At 67.2% G+C, this 24,412-nt stretch carries 8 protein-coding genes; 5 read left to right on the forward strand and 3 right to left on the reverse strand.

Going from position 1 to position 24,412, the window contains the following annotated elements; all coding sequences use genetic code 11:
• Positions 1-52 precede the first annotated feature (52 nt).
• Positions 53-1,138, forward strand: coding sequence for a polyamine ABC transporter substrate-binding protein (locus AC0MRV_RS11055; protein WP_472764528.1), 1,086 nt, complete (start codon positions 53-55; stop codon positions 1,136-1,138).
• A 32-nt stretch (positions 1,139-1,170) separates the two neighbouring features.
• Here AC0MRV_RS11055 and AC0MRV_RS11060 read toward each other — a convergent pair whose 3' ends face one another.
• Positions 1,171-2,259 carry a prohibitin family protein gene (locus tag AC0MRV_RS11060; protein WP_472764529.1) on the reverse strand — a complete coding sequence of 363 codons (1,089 nt, stop codon included), beginning with the start codon at positions 2,257-2,259 and terminating at the stop codon, positions 1,171-1,173.
• 25 nt (positions 2,260-2,284) lie between these two features.
• Positions 2,285-3,916, reverse strand: coding sequence for a cyclic peptide export ABC transporter (locus tag AC0MRV_RS11065; protein ID WP_472764530.1), 1,632 nt, complete (start codon positions 3,914-3,916; stop codon positions 2,285-2,287).
• Between the two features lie 208 nt (positions 3,917-4,124).
• On the opposite strand from AC0MRV_RS11065, the gene AC0MRV_RS11070 reads away from it, so the two are divergent.
• Entirely contained in the window at positions 4,125-4,982 is an 858-nt protein-coding gene (locus AC0MRV_RS11070) for a 2OG-Fe(II)-dependent halogenase WelO5 family protein (RefSeq protein ID WP_472764531.1), read from the forward strand.
• Positions 4,983-4,990: 8 nt separating this feature from the next.
• On the opposite strand, the gene AC0MRV_RS11075 is transcribed toward AC0MRV_RS11070, so the two are convergent.
• Entirely contained in the window at positions 4,991-8,473 is a 3,483-nt protein-coding gene (locus AC0MRV_RS11075) for a non-ribosomal peptide synthetase (RefSeq protein WP_472764532.1), read from the reverse strand.
• Between the two features lie 180 nt (positions 8,474-8,653).
• Between AC0MRV_RS11075 and AC0MRV_RS11080 the strand changes: the two genes are divergently transcribed.
• From AC0MRV_RS11080 to AC0MRV_RS11090, 3 genes are read left to right on the forward strand one after another with little or no spacing between them, the layout of a single operon-like run.
• A complete protein-coding gene (locus AC0MRV_RS11080) occupies positions 8,654-16,393 on the forward strand; it encodes a type I polyketide synthase (RefSeq protein ID WP_472764533.1) in 7,740 nt (2,579 codons plus the stop codon).
• Positions 16,390-20,997: a MupA/Atu3671 family FMN-dependent luciferase-like monooxygenase gene (locus AC0MRV_RS11085; RefSeq protein WP_472764534.1), complete on the forward strand. Its 4,608-nt coding sequence runs from the start codon at positions 16,390-16,392 to the stop codon at positions 20,995-20,997. Before AC0MRV_RS11080 ends, AC0MRV_RS11085 begins: the two co-directional genes overlap by 4 nt.
• Positions 20,997-24,356 (forward strand): amino acid adenylation domain-containing protein, encoded by a 3,360-nt coding sequence (locus AC0MRV_RS11090; protein WP_472764535.1) that lies wholly within the window; start codon positions 20,997-20,999, stop codon positions 24,354-24,356. The genes AC0MRV_RS11085 and AC0MRV_RS11090 overlap by 1 nt, the downstream gene beginning before the upstream one ends.
• Positions 24,357-24,412 lie beyond the last annotated feature (56 nt).

Genomic DNA, 24,412 nt, shown 5'->3' on the forward strand with positions numbered 1-24,412 from the left:
CCCATGGCGTTGGGGCGATCTGGCACCTTCGCGCGCCGCGACTTCCCGTGCCATGTTTTTCAAGACCCGCCAGGCTCGTTCGATGTTTTTCCGACTGGTCGGCGTTGCGGTCGTGGTGGGGGCCGTGGTGTGGTGGGCAACTCGGGAGACTCGCGAAACCTTGGTGCTCTACATTTGGGACGGCTATTATCCGCAGGCGGTGATCGACGACTTCGCGGCGGAGGCGAAGGTCAATGTCGAGGTCCACACCTACCGCAGTAACGCGGAAATGCTCGCGCGAGTGATGGTGAGTTGGAGCGAGTTCGATATCATCATGCCGACGAGCTACATGATCTCGGAGATGCGGCGGCGGCGGCTGTTGGTGAAGTTGGACCAGGAATCCATCCCGAATCTGCGTAACTTGGCGCCGGAGTATTTGGATGGCCGGTTGGGTGACGCGGAAAACGTGAACTACGCGATTCCGTTCATGGTGAACTTCTCCGGCATCGGCTACGACTCGGCGCGGGTGGCGGAACCACCGACCACGTGGGCGGAGTTCTTCAGTCCGACCTTCAGCAAGGTCTACGGTGACCAGATTGGCGTGCTGGACGAACCGCGCGAAACCTTGGGGGCGGCGCTGCTGGCCCTGGGCTTTTCCCCGAACACGCAGGACGAGGCGGAACTCAATGCCCTGCGCGAATTGCTCCAGGCCCAGCAGCAGGCGGGCGCGGCGCCACAGTTTGTGCTCACCGAAGGCGGCGGCCAATTGGCGGCCGGTGAATTGAGCCTGCTGAGCACCTGGTCGCCGGAAATCACTTGGGCGCAAAAGGCCAAGGCGTCGATCTCACACGTGTTGCCGGCCGAAGGGTCCATTATGACCCTCGATACGCTGGCGGTGCCGCGCACGTCGGTGCGTCAGGACCTGGCCAAGGCATTCATCAACTTTTCCCTGCGTCCCGACATTGCGCGCCGGATCACGGAGTGGAGCCTCTACCTGAACAGTCTCCAGCAGGACCTCATGCAGTTGGACGAAGCGATCCTCTCGACTCCGTCGTTTCGGCGGCCGCCGACCGAAAAGATTTTTGTGCTCAAGGATCTGGGCGAGGCGCAACACCTGCACGACGCGATCTGGTCGGAATACCGACTCGGTCCGGAGTAGGCTCCGGTTCGGACGATTACGCGGCGGCGCGATCAGCCGCCGTTGCTCGGGGTGGGCGGGGAGACGCTGCCGGGCGTCTGGCGGTCCGTGGGCCCGGGCGTGAGGCTCGGACCCGGCGTCACGGTCGGACCGGGCGTCGACTGTGTCGCGTCCAAGTTGCTGTTGTTGGCCGGCGGATTGCTGAAGGTTGGCTCGGGCACGACGGAGGGCGCGCCGGTCTCGGTATTGAGGATGAGGGGCAGGCCTTGTTCGCCGCCGCCAACCACCACGATCTTCGCGTTCTGGGATTGGGCGAGGGAGAGGGTGGCCTCGATGCCTTTGTAGCGGAGGAGTTCCGGGGTGAGGGTGGAATTGATCCGGCTGTGGTAGACCGCGAGACCGGAGGCCTTGGTGGCGAGACGTTCGGCCTCGAGCTCTTCACGGCGGAGGCGGAATTCGTATTCCTTGGCCATCTGTTCCTGCGTGAGCTTGTTCTCGATCGCCTGGCGCACCTGCGGGGGCAGGCGGATGTCCTTGATGTTGATGTCATCGAGCACGATGAACTTCTCCGCGACGCTGCGGACCACGCTTTGGATAATCGCGCGGGAGATGTCGCTGGTCTTCAAGGTGTAGAGGTCGTCCGGCCGATATTTGCCGATGACTTCACGCACGCCGGCGACGACCTCGGGCACGACGACTTTGGTGGCGTAGTCAGGTCCCACCTTTTGGTGCAGCAGCGGCAGATTGGGGTAATCGGGGTAGTAGCGCATCGACAGCGTAACGTCGATGGTGAGGCCGTTGCTGCTCAGGGCATGCACGACTTCGGAGTGCTCCTGCACGCGCACGTTGTAGATGAACATCTTGTTCCACGGCCAGATGACGCGCATGCCTTCGTGGTAGGGCTTCTCGAGGTGGGTGCCGTCCTGCAGGCGGCGGAAGAGCACTCCGGCTTCACCGGGCCCGATCAGGATGAATATCCGATTGGCCAAGAAAACCACCAGGAAGGTGAAGATGAGGCCGGCCAGCATGAAAAAGACCGAATGTTCCCGGATGTAGCGGCGCAGCCGCAGCAGCAGGGACTCCGCCTTTGATACGGTCGGGCGGGGAGGAACGCTGGGCTCGGTGGGGATCGGGTCGCTCATGCGCGGTCAGAGGGGTAAAAGAGATTTAGGTCGCGGGCGCAATGCGACCATATTCCAACTTGATCACCCGGTCGGCGCACTCGAAGTAACGATCGTCGTGGGTGACCGCGATGACGGTTTTGCCCTGCGCTTTCAGTTCGGGCAGCAGGGTTTCGTAGAAGAAGGCCCGGAATTGCGGGTCCTGATCGGCCGCGAATTCGTCGAGCGCAAAGATGGGGCGGTCCTCCATCGCGGCCACGATGAGCGCCAGGCGCTTTCGCTGGCCGGTGGACAGGTTGAGATTGGTGAAGCGGCCGTTGGCGAAGCTCGTCACCTCGTCGAGCTTCATGCGCTGGAGTAGCTGCAACAGTCGCTTTTCATCGACGTCCACCAAACCATAGAGGCGGTCGAACAGATGAAAGTCGGCGAAGATGATGGAGAACAGCTCCCGGTAAGCCGGCAGGTGGGCTGGTTGCAGCCGCAGCCCGTCGACCCGCAGTGCGCCACCTTGGGGAACGTAGAGTCCGGTCAGCAGCTTGAGGAAGGTGGATTTGCCGGCGCCGTTGCCACCCACGATGAATACCACTTCGCCGGCCTGCACCTTGAGGTCGATGGGGCCGGTCGCGAAGCCCGTGCCGGTGCCCGTCTCGCTGGGGTAGGCGAAGGTGACCTGGTCGGCGGCGATTTCCTTGAAGTCCTCGAAGTCGATCTTGGCCGCCACGATGTCGCGCTCGGCGGAGGCCTCGGGACGGTCGAGCAGGGTGTCGAGGGCAATGATGTCGTTCAACGCGACGTTGGCGCGGGCGTAGATCGGGATCGATCCGACCAGTGAAGTCAGCGGCCCGATGATGAACAGGATGATCGCGGTCGCCTTGATGATGACGTCGTTGTAAGCCTCGCTCAGGCTGGGCAGCAGAAAGACCAGCACGGCGATGAGCAGGTAGAAAAAGACCTGCGAGAAGATGAAGTTGCGCACGTAGGCCAGGCCGGTGCGGACCTTCAGGGCCTGCGCGTCGCGGCAGACCTGGGCAAAGTTGTTTTCGAAGACGTCGTCGGACTTGGCCTGGTTGACCTTGAGCTCCTTGAAGCCGCCCATGATCTGACTGAGCGCGGCGAAAAACTCCGTCTCCTTGGCGGTGGCGGCCTGCAGCTCGGCGTTGATCCGGCGCTGGTTGCGCAGGTAGATCGAGACGCCGCCGACGATCATGGCCACGGTGATGAGGAACGCTGCCTTCGAGAGCAGGGCGAGGTAGCCCACGCACACCACGATCATCACCGCCGATTGCACCGCGTTCACGATTTCGCCGGCGGCCTGCGAGATGGTGACGGTGTCCTGCGACAGACGCGCCTCGACTTGGGCTTTGCCGATGCGTTCGGCCACCATGAGGTTGGAACGGCGCAGCTTGTTGACGATGCGCAGACGCAGGCTCGCGATCACTTCCTCGGCGACCACGAAGGAGCGATCCAGCGCAACGCGTTTCGCCAGGATGAAGATGGTGATGGCGAGGCCGAACATCACCAGATAGCGGAAGTTGAGGTCCGGGAAGCTCGCCGTGGACGCCGCCGCGTTGATGATCGCCAGGATGATGCCCTGCGCGATGCCTGAAATCAGCGTGAGCGCCGTGATCGAGCGCAGGGAAACGGAGGTTTCGTTCCCGATGAATTTCAGCAGGTGCATGGTGGTGGCGGGGCGAGGCGGAGGACGGCAAGGAAGTCGGCGTCGGAGGGGCGAATCAAGTTCAGACTCCCGGCCTCACTTCTCAGCCCCGCCGCGACTGGGCCATGGCCCCTGTTGCGGGATTGTGACGCATCTCTCCCGCGGCGGCTTCCAGTAACGTCTGGACATGCCCCCGGGCTAGGCAGACAACCTCTCAAAGCTTCCGCTCATGGATACCTCCACTTCCGTTTCGATCACCGGCAAGGTCTTCTCCGAGGACTATTTTCGCATCAACGAATTCACCGCCCTGAACGCGGCCGAAATCGTGCGCGTCATGCGTGGCGAAGTGGCGGGCTGCATTTTCCGGGGCGCGATGGATCCGGCGCTGTGCGAGGTGATCACCAAAAATTTCTGGGCGAGTCCGCATCTGCGGCAGCGCGGCGACGCCGTGCCGGCCTACTACGTGGGCACCTACCACTACGGGAAGGAACTCGGTCTCTACTGTGACGAGGCGGAGAAAACCCGTGATGCCTTGCACGACCTCTTTGACGGCGGGCGCAACGTCTTCGCCGAGCTCATGGCCGAAGTGCGAGCCGAGCTGGCCAAGGCCGAGGTCGAGCTGCGGGTGGCGGAGCACGAGGGGCGCGCCGCGGGCGAGTTTGTGGCCCGCGCGTGGAGTGGCGACGGCAAGTTCTCCCTCGCGGCCCACGATGACGCCGCCCAGCTCTTCGCCAAGAAGCAGGCCGGGTTTGAGATTCAGGACGTGGGCCGGGGCGATGCCTTTGCGGCCGTCAACATGTGCCTGCAAAACGGTGCCGAGGGCGGCCAATTGGTTTATTGGAACATCGAGCCCGACATGGCCACGCGGCGCGCGCTGGGTTTGGAGGAGACGGGCTACCCGTATCAACCGGAGTGGTTGGAAAACTTCGATCGCATCGACCTGCCGATCCACGCCGGCGACATCTATTTCTTCAATGGCAAGCTCATCCACGCGGTGCAGGCCCAGGCCAAGGCCGGGGAGTTCCGCTCCACCATCTCGTTCCTGATGGGGCTGAAGGACGACAAGACCGCGATCTACTGGACCTGAGCCCGAGCTCAGCCGCGTCGCGCGGCCAACTCGGTTCGGACCTCTTCGTCCGTCATGTCGCGCACCCGCCCGTGGATGCGCGCCACCGCCTCCGCCCGTCCCGGGCGTGCGTGGTCGGCGTCGACTTTGGCGCTCAACGCGGCCGCGAAGCCTCGCACCGTCGGATGATCAAAAAGAAGTCGCAGCGGCAGCTCCGTTGCGAAGATTTCGTAGAGTCGCCACATGATCTTTGTCGCGAGCAGCGAGTGCCCGCCGCGGTCGAAAAAGTTGTCCTGCCGGCCGAGGCGGTCCGCGCCCAGGACCTCTCCCCACAGTCCGGCCACCGTGTCCTCCACCGCGCTTGCCGGGGCGGTGTAACGAACCGCGTCGGCGGTCGGGGCGGCGGCGGCCAGAGCCAGTAGGTCGGCACGCACCACCTTGCCATTGGCGTTGAGGGGAAACGCGGACACCACGTGAAAGGCCGCCGGCACCATGTAATCCGGCAAGCGGGCCGTCAGGTGCTCCTGCAGCTCGGCGGGCGTGGGCTGCGGTGCGCCGGCCGGAGGTTGCACAAAGGCGAGCAAACGTTTCTCCCCGGCGGCGGCGCCTTCCGCCAACACCAAGGCTTTTTCCACGGCGGCATGGGTGACCAACGCGCTTTCGATTTCGCCGAGTTCGATGCGGAAGCCGCGCACCTTGACCTGAAAGTCGCGGCGACCGAGGAACTCTGCGGTGCCGTCCTCCGCCCAGCGGGCGAGATCGCCTGTGCGATACAAACGTTCGCCGGGCGTGCGCGGATGCGGGTGTGGCACGAAGGCCTCGGCCGTGAGGTCGGGTCGCCCCAGGTAACCGCGGGCGTTGCCGTCGCCGCCGATGTAGAGGTCGCCCGGCACGCCCACCGGGACCGGCTCGAGCTTCGCATCGAGGATGTAGAGGGTGGTGTTGGACATCGGGGGGCCGATCGTCACCGAGTGCCCGACGTCCTCGGGGCTTCGCAACATGCCGCAGGCGGCGAAGGTGGTGGTCTCGGTCGGGCCGTAGCCGTTGATCAGCGTGAGCTCGGCATGAGCGGCCAGCACCCGACGGGCGTGGGGCGGGGAGATGATGTCTCCTCCCACCAGCAGGTGGCGCACGGTGGCGAAGGCCTCCACGCGTTCGTCGACCATCAGGTTGAACAGCGCCGAGGTCAGGTAGAGCGTGGTGATGCGTTCGCGTTCGATCAGGTCCGCCAGTTCGCGAATCGAGGGCGGTCCCGGCCGCCACACGACCAGCAACGCTCCGTTGCAGAGGGCGCCCCAGAGTTCGAAGGTGGAGGCGTCGAAGGCGACGGTAGCCAGTTCCAGGATACGCAGGTCGGGGCCGTAGTTGAGGTAGTTGGTGTTGCGCACCAACCGCACGACACCGCGGTGTGGGATGCAGATGCCCTTCGGGGTGCCGGTGGAGCCGGACGTGAAGGTGGTGTAGGCGAGGTTCTCCGGGGACAGGGCGACCACGGGGCGTGTGTCCGGAGCGGTCGACCAAGGCGCGTCATGAAGCGAAACCGGGATCGCGGTTGCGCCGAGGTCGGGCAGGTGTTCCACCGCATCCGCCGCGGCGAGCACGAAGCGTGGTCGACTCTGGTCGAACACTTGTTGCAGGCGTGCGATCGGATCGGTCGGGTCGAAGGGCAGGTAGTGCGCCCCGGCCTTGAGCACGGCGAGCAAGCCGACGACCATTTCGATCGAACGTTCCGCGCTCACCGCGACGGCTTCGTCGATTCCGACGCCTTGGGCCTGCAGGTGATGGGCGAGCTGATTGCTGAGCCGATCGAGCTCGGCGTAGCTCAGTTCGCGGGCGCCAAACTTGACCGCCGGCGTGTCGGGTTGGCGGGCCACGACTTCCGCGAAGAGATCGGGGATGGTCGCCTCGCTCGGGTAGGCGGTGGCGGATTGGTTGCGTTCCACCAACAGCGCGTGACGTTCCGGGGGCGTGAGCAGCGCGTAGTCGGCGAGCGCTTGATCGGGATCGGCGACGATGCCGTGCAGCAGCGTCTGATAGAGCCCCATCAACCGCTCGATCGTAGCCGGTTCGAACAGATCGCGACTGTATTCAAACGCGACGAGCAGGCCTTGCCGGGTGTTCTCCACCGTGATGCTCAAGTCAAAGCGGGCGCTCGGGCTGTCGACATTGAGTTGTTCGAGCGTGAGCCCCTCGCCGAGGCGCAGCGTGTCGCGGTGGGCCTGCAGCAGTGAGAAGCAGACTTGGAAGAGCGGGTTCTGGCTCATGCTGCGCTCGGGCTGCAGCGTCTCGATGATGCGTTCCAGCGGCGTCTCGGCGTGCGCGTAGGCAGCGGCCGCGGTGGCCTTGGTGCGGACGAGGAGCTCGCGGAAGCTCGGGTTTCCGGCGAGATCGGTGCGCATCACCAGCGTGTTGGTGAGGAAGCCGATCAGTGGTTCAAGGTCCGGATGATTGCGGTTCGCGATCGACGTGCCGATGGCGATGTCGGTCTGGCCGGTCAGGCGCTGCAACAGCACCTGGAACGCGGCCAGCAGGACTTGGAAGAGCGTCGCCTGTTCGCGCTGCGCGAGGGCGTTCAGGCCGGCACTCAGCTCCGCTGGAAAGGTCTCGTAGCGAGTCGCGCCGGCGTAGGACATGGCCGGCGGGCGCGGATGGTCGGTCGGCAGGTTGAGCACGGTCGTGCCCGCGAGCGTTTCCACCCAAAAGGCGAGGTCGCGTTCGGCGGCCGCGCTGCCTTGGCGCTGGGTTTGCCAGGCGGCGTAATCGCCGAATTGCGTCCGCAGTGACGGCAGCTCCGCCTTCTCGGGCGCCTGTCCCGCTGCCGCCGCCGTATAGAACGCGGCCAGGTCGCGCACGATCACCCCCGACGACCAACCATCGGAAATGAGGTGGTGAATCGTGAAAATGAAGACATGTTCGGTGGCGCCGATTTCGAGCAGGGTGGTGCGCAGCAGAGGTGCTTGGGTGAGGTCGAAGGCTTGCTCGGCTTCCGCCCGCAGGCGGTCGGCGACGTCTTCCGCGCGAACGGTGTCCGCGGTCCAAGGCACCGTGACGGTGGGGGCGATGACTTGCTCGGGTTGCCCGGCGACGCTGCGAAAGGCGGTGCGCAGGGTCTCGTGACGCGCCGCGAGCGCAGCAACGGCGGCGCGCAAGGCCGCGATCTGCAGGGGACCGGTGATGCGCACAGCAGCCACGATGTTGTAGGCGGCAATGCTGCGCGGATCGAGTTGGTTGAGAAACCACAGGCGCACCTGGGCGGAGGACAGCGGCGCCGGTTGATCGGCGGGGCGAGGGGGAATGGGCGTTGTCTGCTCGCTGCCGTCGGCCTGCGCCTGCAGCAGGTGGGTCAGGGCCGTCTTGTGCGCCTTCAGGGCCTCGCGCAGCTCCGGGGTCAGTTTGCCGGCCGGGGCCCGCACTTTGAGCGCGCCATTTTCACCGAGACTCACCGCGATGCCCCGGGCGGCGCAGGCATCCAACAAGGAGAGAAGTTCGGTTGACGGGGAAGGCGTCGGCATGGCGCAGATACCGCCCTAGGCAGGGGGCTGGACCGAGGGTGTCAATGGGTTTACTACGCGAGAGTTAAGGCAGAAGACCCGGTTTCGGTCCGACGTTTGGCGGCAAACGTTTTTGGTGCTTACGCAAACGTCCATTTACCCCTTGCGGTGGGTATGGCGGGGTTTTCACTTCTGCGGCTTGTGACGCTGCGTCCCCCCAACCATGCCCCCGTTTGGCGGAGTGATTCCGCGGTCACGCTGGGTGGCATTCTGCGCTGGCGGGCGGAACACCAGGCGGACCGCGCTGCTTTGACCTATTTGGCGGACGCGGCGAATGACGAAACCACGCTCACCTACGCGGAACTCGACCGCCGCGCGCGGGCGGTGGCGGTGCGGCTGCGTGAACAGGCCGTGCCCGGCGATCGCGCGCTGCTGCTGTATCCGGCGGGCATCGATTTCCCCGTCGCCTTTTTTGCCTGCCTTTACGCCGGGGTCATCGCGGTGCCGGCCTATCCGCCGCGCAACCCCGGGCACCTGCCGCGATTGCGTGCGCTCATGGCCGATGCCGGCGCCCGGGTCGCCCTCACCAACGCCAAGACCCTCACCGCGCTGCAGCGTCAGTTTGCCGACGAACCGGCGTGGTTGGACCTGAGTTTGTTGGCCACCGACGAGGTCGATCCCCGGCGGGCGGCCGACTGGCGCGACCCCGGACTGAAGTCGGCCGATCTCGCTTTCCTGCAATACACCTCCGGCTCCACCGGCGCGCCCAAGGGGGTGATGGTCACGCAGGACAACATCGTCTACAACGCGCACTACATTCACCACGCCTTTGCCCTGCACGCGGACAGTGTCTCGGTGAGCTGGCTGCCCGCGTTCCACGACATGGGTCTGATCGATGGGCTGCTCACGCCGATCTACGGCGGTTTCCCCGGCGTGATCATGTCTCCGGTCAGCTTCATTCAACGTCCCCTGCGGTGGCTCGAAGCCATCACGCGCTTTCGCGGCACCCACGGCGGCGGCCCCAATTTTGGTTACGACCTGTGCGTGGAGAAGGCCACGCCCGAGGCACTCGCGACGCTCGACCTCTCCAGTTGGGAAAGCGCCTACAATGGCGCCGAGCCGGTGCGCGCGCGCACCTTGCACGCCTTCTCCGCCGCCTACGCGCCGGCGGGATTTCGGGCCACCGCCCACTACCCGTGTTTCGGCATGGCCGAGACGACCCTCATGGTGTCGGGCGGGGACGTCGACCGTGCGCCGGTCATCACGCCGGTCGACCGCGTGGCGCTGGAGCAGGGCCGCTTTACGCCGGCGTCGTCCGGCGCGGAACCGGAGGCGACCTTCGATTTGGTGAGCTCCGGCCGTGCCTGGTTGGACACGAGTATCGCCATCGTGGATACGGAGACCGGCGCGCGGGCGGCGGACGGTGTGATCGGCGAGGTCTGGGTGGCGGGGCCCACCGTCGCCGCCGGTTATTGGCAACGTCCCGACGCCACCGCCGAGACCTTTCAGGCGCGCCTGCCCGGCGACGAGCGGGCGTGGTTGCGCACCGGCGATCTCGGTTACGTGGATGCGGCCGGTGAGCTGTTCATCTGCGGCCGGGCGAAGGACCTCATCATCATTCGCGGCCGCAATCATTATCCCCAGGACCTCGAACTCACCGCCGAGCAGGCGGACCCGGCGCTCAAGCCCGGGGGCGCCGCCGCCTTCTCGGTCGAAATCGACGGCGAGGAGCGCCTGGTCGTGGTGCAGGAAGTCCTGCGCACGGCGCTGCGTTCGGCCGATCCCCAGCAGCTCGGGGCGGCCATTGCCCGCGCGGTGTTGGTGGAGCACGAGGTGCAACCCGCCGTGGTCGTGCTGCTAAAGACCGGCACGGTGCCGAAGACTTCCTCGGGCAAGATTCAACGCCGTGGCGCCCGGGCGCAGTTTTTGGCTGGTGAACTGGCGGCCATCGGCGAGTGGCGTTTCACGCCGCCGACCGCCGCGACCCCGGCTGCGGACGAATCGTCGAAGGTCAGCCGGCCCGAGCTCGTCACCTGGCTGCAAACCCGTCTGGCCCGCCGCCTCGGGTGCGCGCCGACGGCGATCGCGGTGACGGAACCTTTCTCCAGCTTCGGGTTGGATTCGGCCTCGCTGGTGGCCTTGTCGGGCGACCTGCGGGACTACCTCGGTCGGGAGGTTCCGCCGATGGTCCTGTATGACTATCCCGACATCAATCGTCTGGCGGATCATTTGTGTCCCAACGCCGTGGCGAAATCGGCCGTGACTCCCGCACCGGAGGCAACCGGCGACGACGCCGTGGCGATCATTGGCATGGGGCTGCGGTTCCCGGGTGGAGCGAACGACGCGGCGTCGTTCTGGCGGCTGTTGCGTGACGGCGTGGACGCGATCACGCCGGTGCCGGCCGATCGATTTGATGTCGATGCCGTGCATGCGGACGAGGCGGCAACACCGGGGCGCACCAATTCCCGTTTCGGTGGCTTCCTCGCGGGCATCGATCTGTTCGATGAGAGCTTCTTCGGCATCGCGCCGCGGGAAGCGGCGGCGATGGATCCGCAGCACCGGCTGCTTTTGGAGGTGGCGTGGCATGCGCTGGAAAATGCGGCGATCGCGCCGGGCTCTCTGGCCGGCAGCGACACCGGCGTGTTTGTGGGGCTGAGCACCCACGACTACGAGCAGCGCGTGTTGCCGGCGGACGACCTTGGGCGCATCGACGCCTACGGCGGCACGGGCAATGCCCACAGTGCCGCGGCCGGTCGACTGGCCTACGTGCTCGGTCTGGAAGGTCCGGCCATGGCGATCGACACCGCATGTTCGTCGTCGCTCGTGGCGGTGCATCAGGCCGCGCAGGCTTTGCGCGCCGGAGAGTGCCGCCTCGCTTTGGCCGGCGGCGTGAACGTCATTCTCAACCCCGAACTTGCGGTCAACTTTGCCCAAGCGCGCATGTTGGCGCCCGATGGTCGCTGCAAGGCCTTCGCCGCCGAGGCCGATGGTTACGTGCGCTCTGAAGGGTGCGGTCTGGTCGTGTTAAAGCGTTTGGCCGACGCCGAAGCGGACGGAGATCCCATTCTGGCCGTGGTGCGGGGCAGTGCGGTGAACCAGGATGGTCGCAGCAATGGCCTCACTGCACCCAACGGACCTGCGCAGGAAAAGGTCGTGCGCGCCGCGTTGCGACGGGCGCGGCTGCAGCCGACCGACATCGGTTACGTTGAGGCGCACGGCACCGGCACCGAGCTCGGTGACCCGATCGAAGTGCGCGCTCTGGCGGCCTCTTTGGGCGACGGTCGCGAACGCTCGCAGGCGCTGCGGCTGGGATCGGTGAAGAGCAACCTGGGCCACCTCGAGGCCGCAGCCGGCATCGCCGGGCTCATCAAGGCGGTGCTGGCACTGCAACATGGCGAATTGCCCGCCTCACTGCACTGTGCCCGCCTGAACCCCCACTTGGAGTGGGACACCTTGCCGCTGGCGGTCGTCACCGCGCACACGACCTGGCCGGCGGACCTGCCGCGCCGCGCGGGCGTCAGTTCCTTTGGCTTTACCGGCACCAACGCTCACGTCGTGGTTGAGGCACCGCCACCGGTCGCGCGAACGAGCGCGCCGGATCCGGCGCCAACGCTGCTGGCGCTCGCCGGGCGGGATCCGACCCAGGTTGGAGCCTTGGTCGACGCGGTCGCCGGTCGCTTGGCGACCGTGATGGCGTCCGAGCTGCCGGATGTCGTGCACACCCTCAACGCGAGCCGCAGCGTCGGCCCCGTGCGCGTGGCGGTGTCGGGCTCCACGTCGGCGGACTTGGTCGCCGCGCTGCGCCAAGCCACCGTGTCGGCAGGGGCGGCGGTCGCGCCGGTGCGGGTTGGGTTCCTCTTTACCGGCCAGGGCGCGCAAACCGCGCGCATGGGGCGCGAGCTTTACGACTCCGAACCCGTGTATCGGACGGCCTTGGATCGATGTGCGGGTATTTTGGATACATTGTTGCCGGAGCCCTTGCTCCCGGTGCTGTTCGCGGCGCCGGATGAGCCCCGGGCGGCGCGTTTGCACGAAACGGCGTTCACTCAGCCGGCATTGTTTGCGCTGGAGTGGTCGCTGGCGGAGTTGTGGCGCGCCTGGGGACTGACTCCCTCCGTGGTGACCGGACACAGCGTGGGTGAATACGTCGCTGGGACTGTGGCGGGCGTGTTTTCGCTGGAGGATGGTTTGCGTCTCATCGCCGCGCGCGGGCGCTTGATGCAGGCGTTGCCGGCCGGGGGCGGTATGCTGGCCGTCTTTGCTGATGAAGCGACGGCGGCGGCCGCGGTGGCCGGCCGACCCGACACCGCCATCGCCGCCGTGAACGCGGCGACCGAGGTGGTGCTGGCCGGACCACTCACGGCGTTGCAGGAAATCGCACAGGCCTTTGCGGCCCGGAACATCGCCTGTCGGCCACTGACCGTCTCGCATGCCTTTCATTCACCGCTGATGCGGCCGATGCTGGCCGAGTTTGAGCGCGAACTTGCCGCGACCACCTTTGCCGCGCCGAAGTTTCCGGTGATCTCCAATCTGGGCCCGGACGCCGATCTTGCCACCGCGGCCCACTGGCGCGACCACGTGCTGGGCGCGGTCCGCTTTGCCGATGGCGTGCGCGCCCTGCAGGCCACCGGGGTGGCGCACCTGCTGGAAGTGGGCCCGCGGCCGGTGCTTACCGGCTTGGTGCGCAAGACCTGGACGGGGCCGGTGACGGCGGTCGCCTCGCTGCGGCCGGGCCACGCCGAACTTGCCAGCCTGCTCCAGTCGGCGGCGACCCTGTTTGCGGCGGGCGCGGCGGTGCAACCGGCCGCGATCTCGGCGCCGCACGGCCGCCGCCGGGCCGATCTGCCGCTGCCCGGCCAACCCTTTTCGCGGCGCCGGCATTGGCTCGAACGCCCGGTGCGGGTGACGGCGACTGCGGCTGTATCCGAAGTTGCAATACCGAACAATCCCACCCTGCGCGACTGGACCGCGCCGGCGTCAGCCGACCGGATGGCACTCGGCGTCATGTTCTTCAACGGCGAGGAAACGGTGGGCGATCCGGCCAAGTATAGCCTGGTGCTGGAGGCGGCCCGTTTTGCCGATGCGCACGGCTTCTCCAGCGTTTGGGTGCCCGAGCGCCACTACACCCGCTTTGGCGGCCTTTACCCCAACCCCACGGTGTTGGCGGCGGCGCTCGCCCGCGAGACGCGCCAGGTGAGGCTGATGGCCGGCAGCCTGGTGGCGCCGCTGCATCATCCCCTGCGGGTGGCGGAGGATTGGTCGGTGATCGACAATCTGTCGGACGGGCGCGTGGGCATCTCCTTCGCGCCGGGATGGAATCCGGGGGATTTCGCCATGGTGCCGGAGGCCTACGCCAAACGACGTGAATTGGTGAATAACATGGTCGAGCAGGTGCGAACCCTGTGGCGCGGCGAGGCGGTGACGGTCACCTTGCCGGACGGTTCCGCAAGTGAAGCCCGCGTCTTTCCGACCCCGGTGCAGCCGGAGCTGCCGCTTTGGCTGACGGCGGCGGGTAATCCCGAGAGTTTCGCCTACGCGGGCCGCATCGGCGCCCACCTGCTCACTCACCTGCTCGATCAGGAACCCGCGCAGCTGGGCGAAAACATCGCCCGCTACCGGGCGGCTCGGGCCGAGGCCGGGCTTGATCCCGCCGCCGGCCGGGTGGCCGTGATGCTGCACACCTTCTGCGGGCCCGATGATGACAGCATTCGGGCCCGGATTCGCCGACCCTACGTGGACTTTCTCAAGGCCAACCTGCACTTGCTGAAAGGCCTGGCCGCCAGTCGGGGGCAGGAAATGGATCCGACAAAGCTCAGCGAAGCGGACCGCGAGGATTTTGCCGGCATGTTGTTTGACCGCTTTTATGCGCGCCGCGCCCTTTTCGGCACGGTCGACGCGTGCGCGGCGCTTGTGCGGCAGCTCGGTGAAGTCGGGGTGAACGAGATCGCCTGCCTGCTGGATTTCGGCGCCAAGACCGACGACGTGCTTGCTGCGCTGCCTTACCTCGACCAGCTGCGTGCCCGGTTTGCGGATACGCCGGCGGTGGCGCCGGCGACGGCGGCACCGAGCTTCGATCGTCCGCCGGCCACGCGGGTTGCCGACGTCCTGCACGCGGTGACCTGGCATCCGGCGGCGCCGCCCGTGCCGGCCGATGTATCCGGAAACTGGATCGTGCTCGACGAGGGCAGGGGTTTGGGCGCGGCTTTGGCCGACGCCTTGCGGGCCCGGGGCGGCGCCGTCACCATGGTGGAGCCGGAGGCGACGGATTTTGACGGGGTGCTGGAATCGATCGACGGATCGCTGCGCGGGGTGCTGCATTCCCGGAGTCTGGCCGTCGTGGGGCAGGAGCTCACCGCCGAAACCATCGCGGCGGGGCAAAGGCTTGGCTCGGCAACGTTGGTGAATCTTGTGCAGGCCCTGGAGCGGGCCGGGAAACCGGCGCCAATTTGGTTGCTGACGCGCGGCGCGGAAGGATTGGCAGGACCGGAGGCGACCGCCGGTGATCCGGCCCAGGCTGCGGTGCGGGGCCTGGCGAAAGTGGTCGCGATCGAGCATCCGGAGTTGTGGGGCGCGGCATTTGATCTCGATCCGGTGGCAATCGATCTCGTCGCGGAAGCTGAACAGGTGGTGGCCCGCCTTGGTTCGGCGGACGAGGATCAATTGGCCTGGCGCGGCGGTGAAGTGTGGTGCGCGCGTTTGGTTCCGGCCGAACTTTCAACGTCCGCGGCCGTGGCGGTGCGCGCGGATGCGACGTATTTGATCACGGGCGGTTTGGGCGCGATGGGGCGCGCGGTGTTGCGTTGGTTGGTGGCGCGGGGTGCTCGCCGCTTGGTGGTGACCGGGCGGCAGACGCGTGAGCAACTTGATGATGCCAAGCAGACGCTGTTGGCGGAGCTCGGTGACGCGGTGCGTTACGTGGCGGTGGACGCCGCGGACGCCGATGGCATGCGGCGCTTGGTGGCGGAGATCGGTGCCGGCGCCCATCCGCTCGCGGGTGTGCTGCACCTGGCGGGAGTCGCGCAGGACCGACCGGTGCGCGAACTGGAGTTTGCCCGGGATGCCGCGGTGCATGACGCGAAACTTCGTGGCGCATGGATTTTGCACGAGCTCACGCGCGAGCTGCCGCTGGACTGGTTTGCGACCTTTTCTTCCATCACGGTGGTGTGGGGCACGATGGGTTTGCCGTTGTATGCGGCGGCGAGTCAGTTCCTCGACGCCTTGGGTGATTACCGCCGCGCCCAGGGCCTGCCGGCGACCGTGGTCAACTTTGGTCCATGGTCGGATGGCGGCATGGTGGCGGGCGATAACCGCGAGCAACTGGCGCGCGTCGGGGTGTTCACGATGACGCCCGAGACCGGCGTGGCGGTGCTCGAGCAAGCCTTGGCGGGACAACACACCCGGCAGGTCGCGGTGTCGATCGATCGGCAGGTGCTACGGGACCTGTTCGCGGTGCGCGGCCGGCAGAGCCTTTTTAGTCCGCCGCCGGAGGCGTCGGCGGGTGACCCGACGGAAACCGCGAGCTTCAAGTCGTCCGCGCCGACTGCACTGTGGGTGGAGCTCGTGGCGCTGGGGGCCGACGAACGGATCGCCCGCTTGTCGACTTGGCTGCAAACGGCGGTGGCTGCGACCTTGCGACTCGGCGCCGATCAACTGCCGGGCGCGACCCGCGGCTTTTTTGAGATGGGCATGGATTCGCTCATGGCGATCGAGATCAAGAACCGGTTGCAGACCGAGCTGGGGGTGCCGCTGCGTGCCACGGTGGTGTTCAACTATCCCAACATCGGCGCCTTGGCCGCCTACCTTGCATCGCTCCTGCCGGCGACGCCCGCAACCGGCGCTGGCGACGACGAGGAACTCGGCACCCTCTCGACCGACGAGTTGACCGCGTTGCTGGAAGATGAACTGGCGGCGTTGGAGAAAAACGAAGGGAACCACGCATGAGCGAAGCGACGCCTCGTGATCCGGCCGCGGCCTTGCGCGCGGCCTTGAAGGCGATCCGCCAGCAACAGGCGCGGATCGCGGAATTGGAGGCCGCGCAGGCGGCGTCGACCGAACCCATTGCGATCGTAGGGGTGGGGTGCCGTTTTCCCGGCGACGTCCGTGGCCCGGCCGCGTTCTGGGCGAAACTGCAGACAGATTTTGATGCGGTGAGTGAGGTGCCGCCGGAGCGTTGGGCGATCGATGCCTACTTTGACCCGGACCCGGAAAACCCGGGCACGATGTATTCCCGGCGCGGCGCATTCCTGCGTGATGTCGACAAGTTCGACGCGCGCTTCTTCGGCATCTCGCCGCGGGAGGCGGCCTCGATGGATCCGCAACAGCGCCTGTTGTTGGAAACGGCGTGGGAAGCCTTTGAGGACGCCGGCATTCCGCCCGCCACGCTGCGTGGTTCGGCGACCGGCGTGTATGTCGGCCTCACCGTCATCGACTACGTCAAGCTGCTCTACCGCGACGACCTCACCCGCCTCGACGCTTACGCGGCGACCGGCAACGTGGCCAACATCGCGGCCGGTCGGCTGAGCTATTTCTTCGGCCTCAACGGCCCGGCCGTCACGCTCGACACCGCCTGTTCCTCGTCGCTCGTGGCGGTGCACCTCGCCTGTCAAAGTCTGCGCACGGGCGAGTCCGGGGTCGCGCTCGCCGCCGGCGTGAACCTGATGCTCGCGCCCGACAACTCCGTGGCGGTGTCGCGAGCGCGCATGCTGTCGCCCGACGGCCACTGCAAAACCTTCGACGCCCGCGCGGATGGCTACGCCCGCGGCGAAGGCTGCGGGGTGGTGGTGCTGAAGCGACTCAGCCAGGCACAGGCCGACGGTGATCGCATCCTTGCGCTCATCCGTGGCACGGCGGTGGCCCAGGATGGCGCCAGCAGCGGACTCACTGTGCCGCATGGTCCCTCGCAAACCGCGGTGATTCGCCAGGCCCTCGCCGCCGCCCAGCGCCGGCCGGCGGAGGTGGGTTACCTCGAGGCGCACGGCACGGGCACCGCGTTGGGCGACCCGATCGAGGCCGAGGCCTTGGTTGGCGTCTTCAGCCTGGACAAGGCGCGGCCGCATCCGCTGGTGCTCGGGTCACTGAAGACCAACCTCGGTCACATGGAGTCGGCCGCGGGCATCGGCGGGGTGATCAAAACCGCGCTCTGCGTGCGGCACGGTCTGATTCCCGCGCACCAACATTTCGACACGCCCAACCCGGAGGTGCCCTTGGCGGAGATCCCGGCGGAGATCCCGCGGCAGTTGATGTCGTGGCCCGATGGATACAAGGAGCGAATTGCGGGAATCAGTTCCTTCGGTTCCTCCGGCACGATCGCCCACGCGGTGCTGGCGGCGCCGCCACCCGCGCCGGCACGATCGCCGTGGCCGGCCGGCCGACCCTTGACCTTGTTCCTCTCGGCCCAGAGCCCCGGCGCCCTGCGTCGCCTGAGCGCGGCGATGGCGGCGACCTTGCGCGCCTTGCCGGCGGAGGTGGAGGTGGCCGACGTGTGCTGGACGGCGGCGACCGGCCGCACTTGGTTTCGGCATCGACGCGTCGTGCGCGCTGCGGACGCAACAGGTTTGGCCGCGGCGCTGGCGACGGAACCCACGAATACCACGGTGGTGCCCGATCCGGATCTAGCGGCGTGGTTTGGGGACTGGCGGGGCCAACGCGTGGCGCTGCCGACCTATCCGTTTGAACGCACGCGCCATTGGGTCGACGAACCGGCGGCCTTGCGCGGCAGGTCTGCGCCGGCGCCGGTGACGCCGGAGCATGCCGCGGTCGATTTCGGCATCATGTTTTTCAACGGCACCGAGCGTCCGGAGGGCGACAGTTACCGTATGCTGTTTGAGTCGGCGCGCTTCGCCGACCGCCACGGTTTCAGCAGCGTCTGGCTGCCGGAGCGCCACTTCACCGACTTCGGCGGGCTGTATCCCAATCCGGCCACGCTGCACGCGGCCTTGGCCCGCGAGACGCAGCGCCTGCGTTTGATGTCGGGCAGCAGTGTGTTGCCGCTGCACGACCTGCGCCGCCTGGCGGAGGAATGGTCGGTGGTCGACAACCTGTCGGGCGGTCGTGCGGGCATGTCATTCGCGTCGGGCTGGAACCCGGCGGACTTCTCCCTGCGCCCCGAAAATTACGCCGAGCGGCGAGAGCGGTTGTTCAGTGGCATCGAAACTCTGCGCAAACTCTGGCGGGGAGAAACGATGGTGGCGCCGGCGGGCGACGGCGGCGAGGTGGCGGTGCGCATCTACCCGACGCCGGTGCAGGCCGAACTGCCCTTGTGGGTAACGGCGGCGGGCAACCCCCAGACCTTTGCCCGAGCCGGCGCGGTCGGCGCGAACGTGCTGACGCATCTGCTCGACCAGGATGTGACCGAACTGGCGGCGAAGATCGCCACCTATCGTCAGGCGCGGGCGGCGGCCGGACACGATCCGGCGAGCGGTCGGGTTACGGTCATGCTGCACACCTTCATGGGGCCGGATGCCGCGGCGGTGCATGCCAAGGTCAGAGGGCCCTTCACGAGGTATTTGCGCGACAACCTTCACCTGCTCGGCGGGCTGGCGGCCAGTCGCGGCCAGAGCGTCGATGTCGCTTCGCTGGCGGAGGCGGAGAAGGATGACTTTGTAGCTTTCCTCTACGATCGTTTTGCCACGACCCGCGCGCTGTTCGGGACGCCCGACGATTGCCTGCCGCTGGTGCAGCAACTGATCGGCGCCGGGGTGACGGAGATCGCGTGCCTGCTCGACTTCGGCCCGGCGGAGGCGGATGTGCTGGCCATGTTGCCCGACCTGGCCGCGTTTCGGGAACGGGCGGCCCGTGAAGCGATTCCCGCGGTGCCCGGCTCGGTGGCGGGGGCTCCCGTGGTTGCGGCCGGTTGGCATGAACTCGCGTGGGTCCCGGCGGAAACACGGGACGAGGTCGCGCCAACGTCCGCCCGTTGTTTCGTCTGTGGCTCCGCCGGGGGGGATGCCGACGCCGTCGCGGCCGCGCTGGCGGCGGCTGGACGTGCGGTCGTGCGAGCCGCGACCATGGACGAGTTGTCCGACCTCCACGCGACGGATCAGGTGATCAACTGTCGGCCGCTCGATCCGGGTATCGAGGCGACGGATACGCTGGCCCTGTTGCAACAGACGGTCGGGTCCTTCTGGACCCTGACCCGGGGTGCGCAGGCCGCCGGCGGCACGGTGCCGGACCCGCGTGCGGCGGCGCACGCCGCGCTGCTGCGGGTTTTGCCGGTGGAGCAGGCGCCGCGGTGGGGTGGTCTGATTGATCTCGATCCGGCGGCCGAACTCGGACCGCAGCTGGCGGCGGCGGTGCGCGTGTTGGGCGGGGAGTATGCCGAAGACCAATTGGCGGTGCGTGACGGCCAGGTGTGGGGGGCTCGCCTGCACAGCCGGAGCGCTCCGGTCGCGGCGAGTGAAACCTTCGCTCCGAGGGCCGACGCCACCTATCTGGTGACGGGCGGCTGGGGCGGTGTCGGCTGGGCCGTGGCGCAATGGCTGGTGCAGCGTGGCGCGCGGCACCTGCACCTCTGCGGCCGGAGTGTTCCGAGCGCGGCGCAGGCCGCGCAGGTCGAAACGTGGGCGAGTGATGGCATTCACGTGACCTCTGTCGTCGTGGACGTGGCGGATCGGGCCGCCCTGGCCGCGGCCCTTGCGATCGTCGCGGAGCCGGTGGCCGGGGTGTTTCATGCGGCGGGCGCGTGGCGCGATCAACCCTTGGCGGAGCTGACGCCGGCGCAATGGGACGAGGTCTGGCAGGCCAAGGTCGAAGGTGCCCGGAATTTGGATACGCTGTTGGCGGACGCGCCGCTTGAGGTCTTTGTGCTGTTTTCGGCCTTTTCCGCGCTGCTGCCGGCGCCGGGGCAGGGCAATTACGCGGCGGCGAACGCCGCGCTGGATGCTTTGGCCCATCAGCGCCGGGCGCGGGGCGTGCCGGCGTTGGCGATCAACTGGGGGCCGTGGCGCGAGGTCGGTTTCGCGGCGACCGCGCATGGTGCACGGGCTCACTCCCGGCTGGAATCGCTCGGCATCGACCGCTTCGCGCCGAGCGAAGGCGTGGCCGTGCTGGAGACCGCTCTCGCTCAAGCGTCACCGCAGCTGGCCTGCATGCGGGTGGATTGGCGGCAGCTCTTTCAGGCGGACCCGCAGGCGCAGCGTTCGCCGCTTTTGCGCGACCTCTTGGCGCAGCACGCTCCGGCCGCCCCTGCCCGGGCGCCGGAGGCGGGACGGATTGTTCGGCAGCTGGCTGAGAGCGAGTCAGCGGATGCGTCCCGGGTGCTGACGACCGCGCTGGCGGAAGTGGTGGGCGCGGTCCTGCGCCTGCCCTTGGAGGACGTCGATCCCGGGATGCCGATCACGGATCTTGGCGTCGACTCGTTGGTGGCGATTGAAATCAAGAACCGCATCCAACTCGAGGCGGAGGTCGACGTCCCGCTGACCCGCCTTTTGGCCGGACCCCTGTTGCGGGATCTGGCGGCGGAACTGTTACCGCGCCTGAAACTCGCGGCGCTCAACGCAGCGGCGGGTTCGGCCGGGGATGAAGACGTGGAGGAAGTGGAACTTTGATGAGCACCGAGGCGGATCGTAAGGCCCTGTTTGAACTGCTCCTGGCGGAGTCCGGCTGGGCCGGCGCGGCAGCAGGCCCCACGGTGGATGCGATCGTGCCGGGCGCGGTCGACGCGGAGACGGCGCCCTTGTCGTTTGCGCAGCAACGGCTGTGGTTCCTGGAACAGTTCGAACCGGGAGGTTCGGCCTACCACGTGCCGGGCGCCTTGCGTTTGCGGGGGACGTTGGATGCCGCCGCGTTGGCGTCGGCGGTGCGGGAACTGGCCATCCGCCACGACGTGTTGCGGACGGTGTTTGGGGCCGAGGGCGATGAGCCGGTGGCGCGGGTGTTGCCCGACTTGCGCCCGGATTGGACAGTGGTCGATTTGCGCGGTCAACCGGTCGACGATCGCGAGGCGGGCTGGCGGGAGCAGGCGCGCGGGGAAGCGGCGAAGACCTTTGATTTGGCGCGGGGGCCGCTGTTGCGCGGGGTGCTGGTGCAACTGGCCGACGATGACCACGTCCTCCTGCTGACGATGCATCACATCATCAGTGATCAGTGGTCGTTGAGCCTCTTGGCGCAGGAGTTGTCGGCCGGATATGCGGCGGCGCGCGGGCAGGGGCCCGGACCGGTGCGGCCGGCGGTGCAGTATGGCGACTTTGCGCGCTGGCAACGCCGGTGGGGGACGAGCGCGGCCTGTCGGGAGCAGGTGGATTTTTGGCGGCGGCAGTTGGCCGGGGTGACGCCGCTCGAGTTGCCCACCGATTTTGCCCGACCGGCCGAACCGAGCCCCCGTGGCGGGACGGCGAACTTTCGTATTCCCGCCGCGGCGCGCGCCGCGCTGACCGCGCTGGCCCGAGCGGAGGGGGGCACCGCCTTCATGGCGCTGCTGGCCGTATTCAAAGTGCTGTTACTTCGCTACACCGGGCAGGCGGACCTGGCGGTGGGCTCGCCGGTGACCGGCCGGGCGCGGGCGGAGACGGCGCCCTTGATCGGCTTTTTCACCAACACCTTGGTGTTGCGCACAACGGGGGACGGCCATCGTCCGTTTGTCGACTGGCTGCGGGCGGTGCGGGAGACCTGTCAGGCGGCCTACGCGCATCAGGAGGTGCCGTTTGAGTTGTTGGCGGAGGAGTTGCAGCCGGTGCGCGAGCTGAACCGGAATCCGTTCTTTGACGTCATGTTTGTCCACCAGACCGAATTGCCGGCGCTGGTGCTGGCGGGGGTGGAGGCCAGCTTTCTGCCCACGGAGATTCCCGACGCGAAGTTTGATCTGACGCTGACGGTGCGGGATGCCCCGGACGGTGGGTGGGACGGCTGGGTCGAGTATCGGACGGACCTGTTTCGGCCGGAAACGATGGCGCGAATGGGTCAGCATTTTGCGACCTTGCTCGCGGCGGCGGCGCTGCAACCGGATCAGGCGGTGTTGGACCTGCCGATGATGGCGGCACCGGAGCGGAGGCAGGTGTTGGAGACCTTCAACGCGACGGCCTGCGAGTTCCCCGCGACGCCGGCGAAGCGGTTGCACGAACTGGTCACGGTTCAGGCGCAACAATCCCCGGAGCGGTTGGCGGTGCGGGATGGGGCGGAGGCGTTGACCTACGCGCAGTTGGAGACGCGATCCAATCAACTCGCGCAAGTGCTACGGGCGCGCGGGGTGGGGCCCGATGTGATCGTCGGTCTTTGCCTCGGGCGCACGGTCGACATGATCGTCGCGGTGCTGGGGGTGATGAAGGCGGGTGGTTGTTACCTGCCGCTGGATCCGGGTTACCCGGCGGACCGGCTGGCGTTCATGTTGGCCGACGCCGCGGCGCCGGTGCTGGTGTTGCACGCCGAGACGCGCACGCAGTTGGAGTTGCCGGGCGACATCGCGGTGGTCGACCTCGACCGCGATGCGGACCAATTGGCGGCGGCGCCGGATGCCGTGCCCGTGTCCGGGGTCGCGCCGGATCATCTCGCCTACATCATTTACACCAGTGGCTCCACCGGTCGGCCCAAGGGCACGACCTTGAGTCATCGCGCGATGATGAATCTCATCCGCTGGCACCACGCGACCTTGTTGACGGGGGCGCGGGGACTGTTCTTCGCCTCCCTCAGCTTTGACGTGAGTTTTCACGACCTCTTCGCGGTGCTGGGCAGTGGCGGACAACTCCACATCGCGGACGAAGCGATGCGCGGCGATACCGCGTTGCTGGTTGAGTGCATCGAACAGCAGCAGATTGAAAAGATCATCCTGCCGGTGGTCGTGTTGCAGCAGTTGGCGGCGGACTACGCGGATCAGACCGCTCGCTTCGCCTCCCTGCGCGAACTCACCACCACGGGAGAGGCGCTCATTCTCACACCGGCGGTGTTGGACTTCTGCCGGGCGCTGCCGGACTGCGTGTTTCACAACCACTACGGACCTTCGGAAACGCATGTGGTCACGGCCTACACCTTCGATGGACCGCCGCGCCGGCTTAATCCGCCGCCGCCGATCGGTCGCCCCATCGCCAACACGCAAATCTACCTGCTCGACGCCCGTCTCAATCCGGTGCCGGTCGGCGTGCCGGGTGAACTCTACATCGGCGGGGCGAATTTGGGGCGTGATTACCATCGCCGTCCGTCGCTCACGGCGGAGCGTTTCGTGCCGCATCCCTTCGCGCGCCGGCCGGGGGAACGTCTCTACCGCACCGGTGACCGCGCGCGGTGGTTGCCGGATGGCAACATCGAGTTTTTCGGCCGCCTGGATGATCAGGTGAAGATCCGCGGTTTCCGAGTCGAACTCGGCGAAGTGGAAACCCACCTGCTGGAGTATCCGGCCGTGGTCGGCGCAGCGGTGGCGCTGCGCGAACGACCGACCGGCGAAGCGTGTCTGGCCGCCTACGTGGCGTTGGCGGCGGATGTTGAGGTGCCAAGTCATGAGTTGCGGGCCTTCCTCAACGAGCGGGTTCCCGACTACATGGTGCCGGCCGCGTTTGTCGTGCTGCCCGCGCTGCCCCTGACTCCGAGCGGCAAAATCAACCGCCGGGCTTTGCCGGCGCTCAGCGCGGCGGACTTTGGGGGCGGCGCGGAGCATGAACCACCGGCTGATGCGAGTGAAGCCCTCGTGGGGGAAATTTGGGCGGACCTACTTGGGGTCCCCCGGGTGGGTCGACAGGACGATTTTTTCCATCTGGGCGGACATTCCCTGCTCGCCACACGGGTGATCGCGCGCCTGCGGCATCGCACGACGCTGGAGGTGCCGTTGCGCGCGCTATTCGAGCGTTCGACCCTGGCGCAATTCACCGCGGCGGTGGCCGAGGTCGCCGGTGGAAAGGATGTCCTGGCGACGATTGTTGAAACGGTGCGGGAGGTTGAGGCGGAATCCATTCCCGAACCGGGGGATTCACCCACGTCATAAAATCGTTAATTCCAGTCAGCTCGGGGAGGAAATCGACTTTGCATTATGCCCGCGCT

The sequence above is a fragment of the Actomonas spartinae genome (genome assembly GCF_051209155.1).
GTDB lineage: Bacteria > Verrucomicrobiota > Verrucomicrobiia > Opitutales > Opitutaceae > Actomonas.

Bases quoted from the DNA above. Each gene is read 5' to 3' on its own strand.
- AC0MRV_RS11055 (WP_472764528.1), top strand. From the start codon at position 53: ATGTTTTTCAAGACCCGCCAGGCTCGTTCGATGTTTTTCCGACTGGTC.
- AC0MRV_RS11060 (WP_472764529.1), bottom strand. From the start codon at position 2,259: ATGAGCGACCCGATCCCCACCGAGCCCAGCGTTCCTCCCCGCCCGACC.
- AC0MRV_RS11065 (WP_472764530.1), bottom strand. From the start codon at position 3,916: ATGCACCTGCTGAAATTCATCGGGAACGAAACCTCCGTTTCCCTGCGC.
- AC0MRV_RS11070 (WP_472764531.1), top strand. From the start codon at position 4,125: ATGGATACCTCCACTTCCGTTTCGATCACCGGCAAGGTCTTCTCCGAG.
- AC0MRV_RS11075 (WP_472764532.1), bottom strand. From the start codon at position 8,473: ATGCCGACGCCTTCCCCGTCAACCGAACTTCTCTCCTTGTTGGATGCC.
- AC0MRV_RS11085 (WP_472764534.1), top strand. From the start codon at position 16,390: ATGAGCGAAGCGACGCCTCGTGATCCGGCCGCGGCCTTGCGCGCGGCC.
- AC0MRV_RS11090 (WP_472764535.1), top strand. From the start codon at position 20,997: ATGAGCACCGAGGCGGATCGTAAGGCCCTGTTTGAACTGCTCCTGGCG.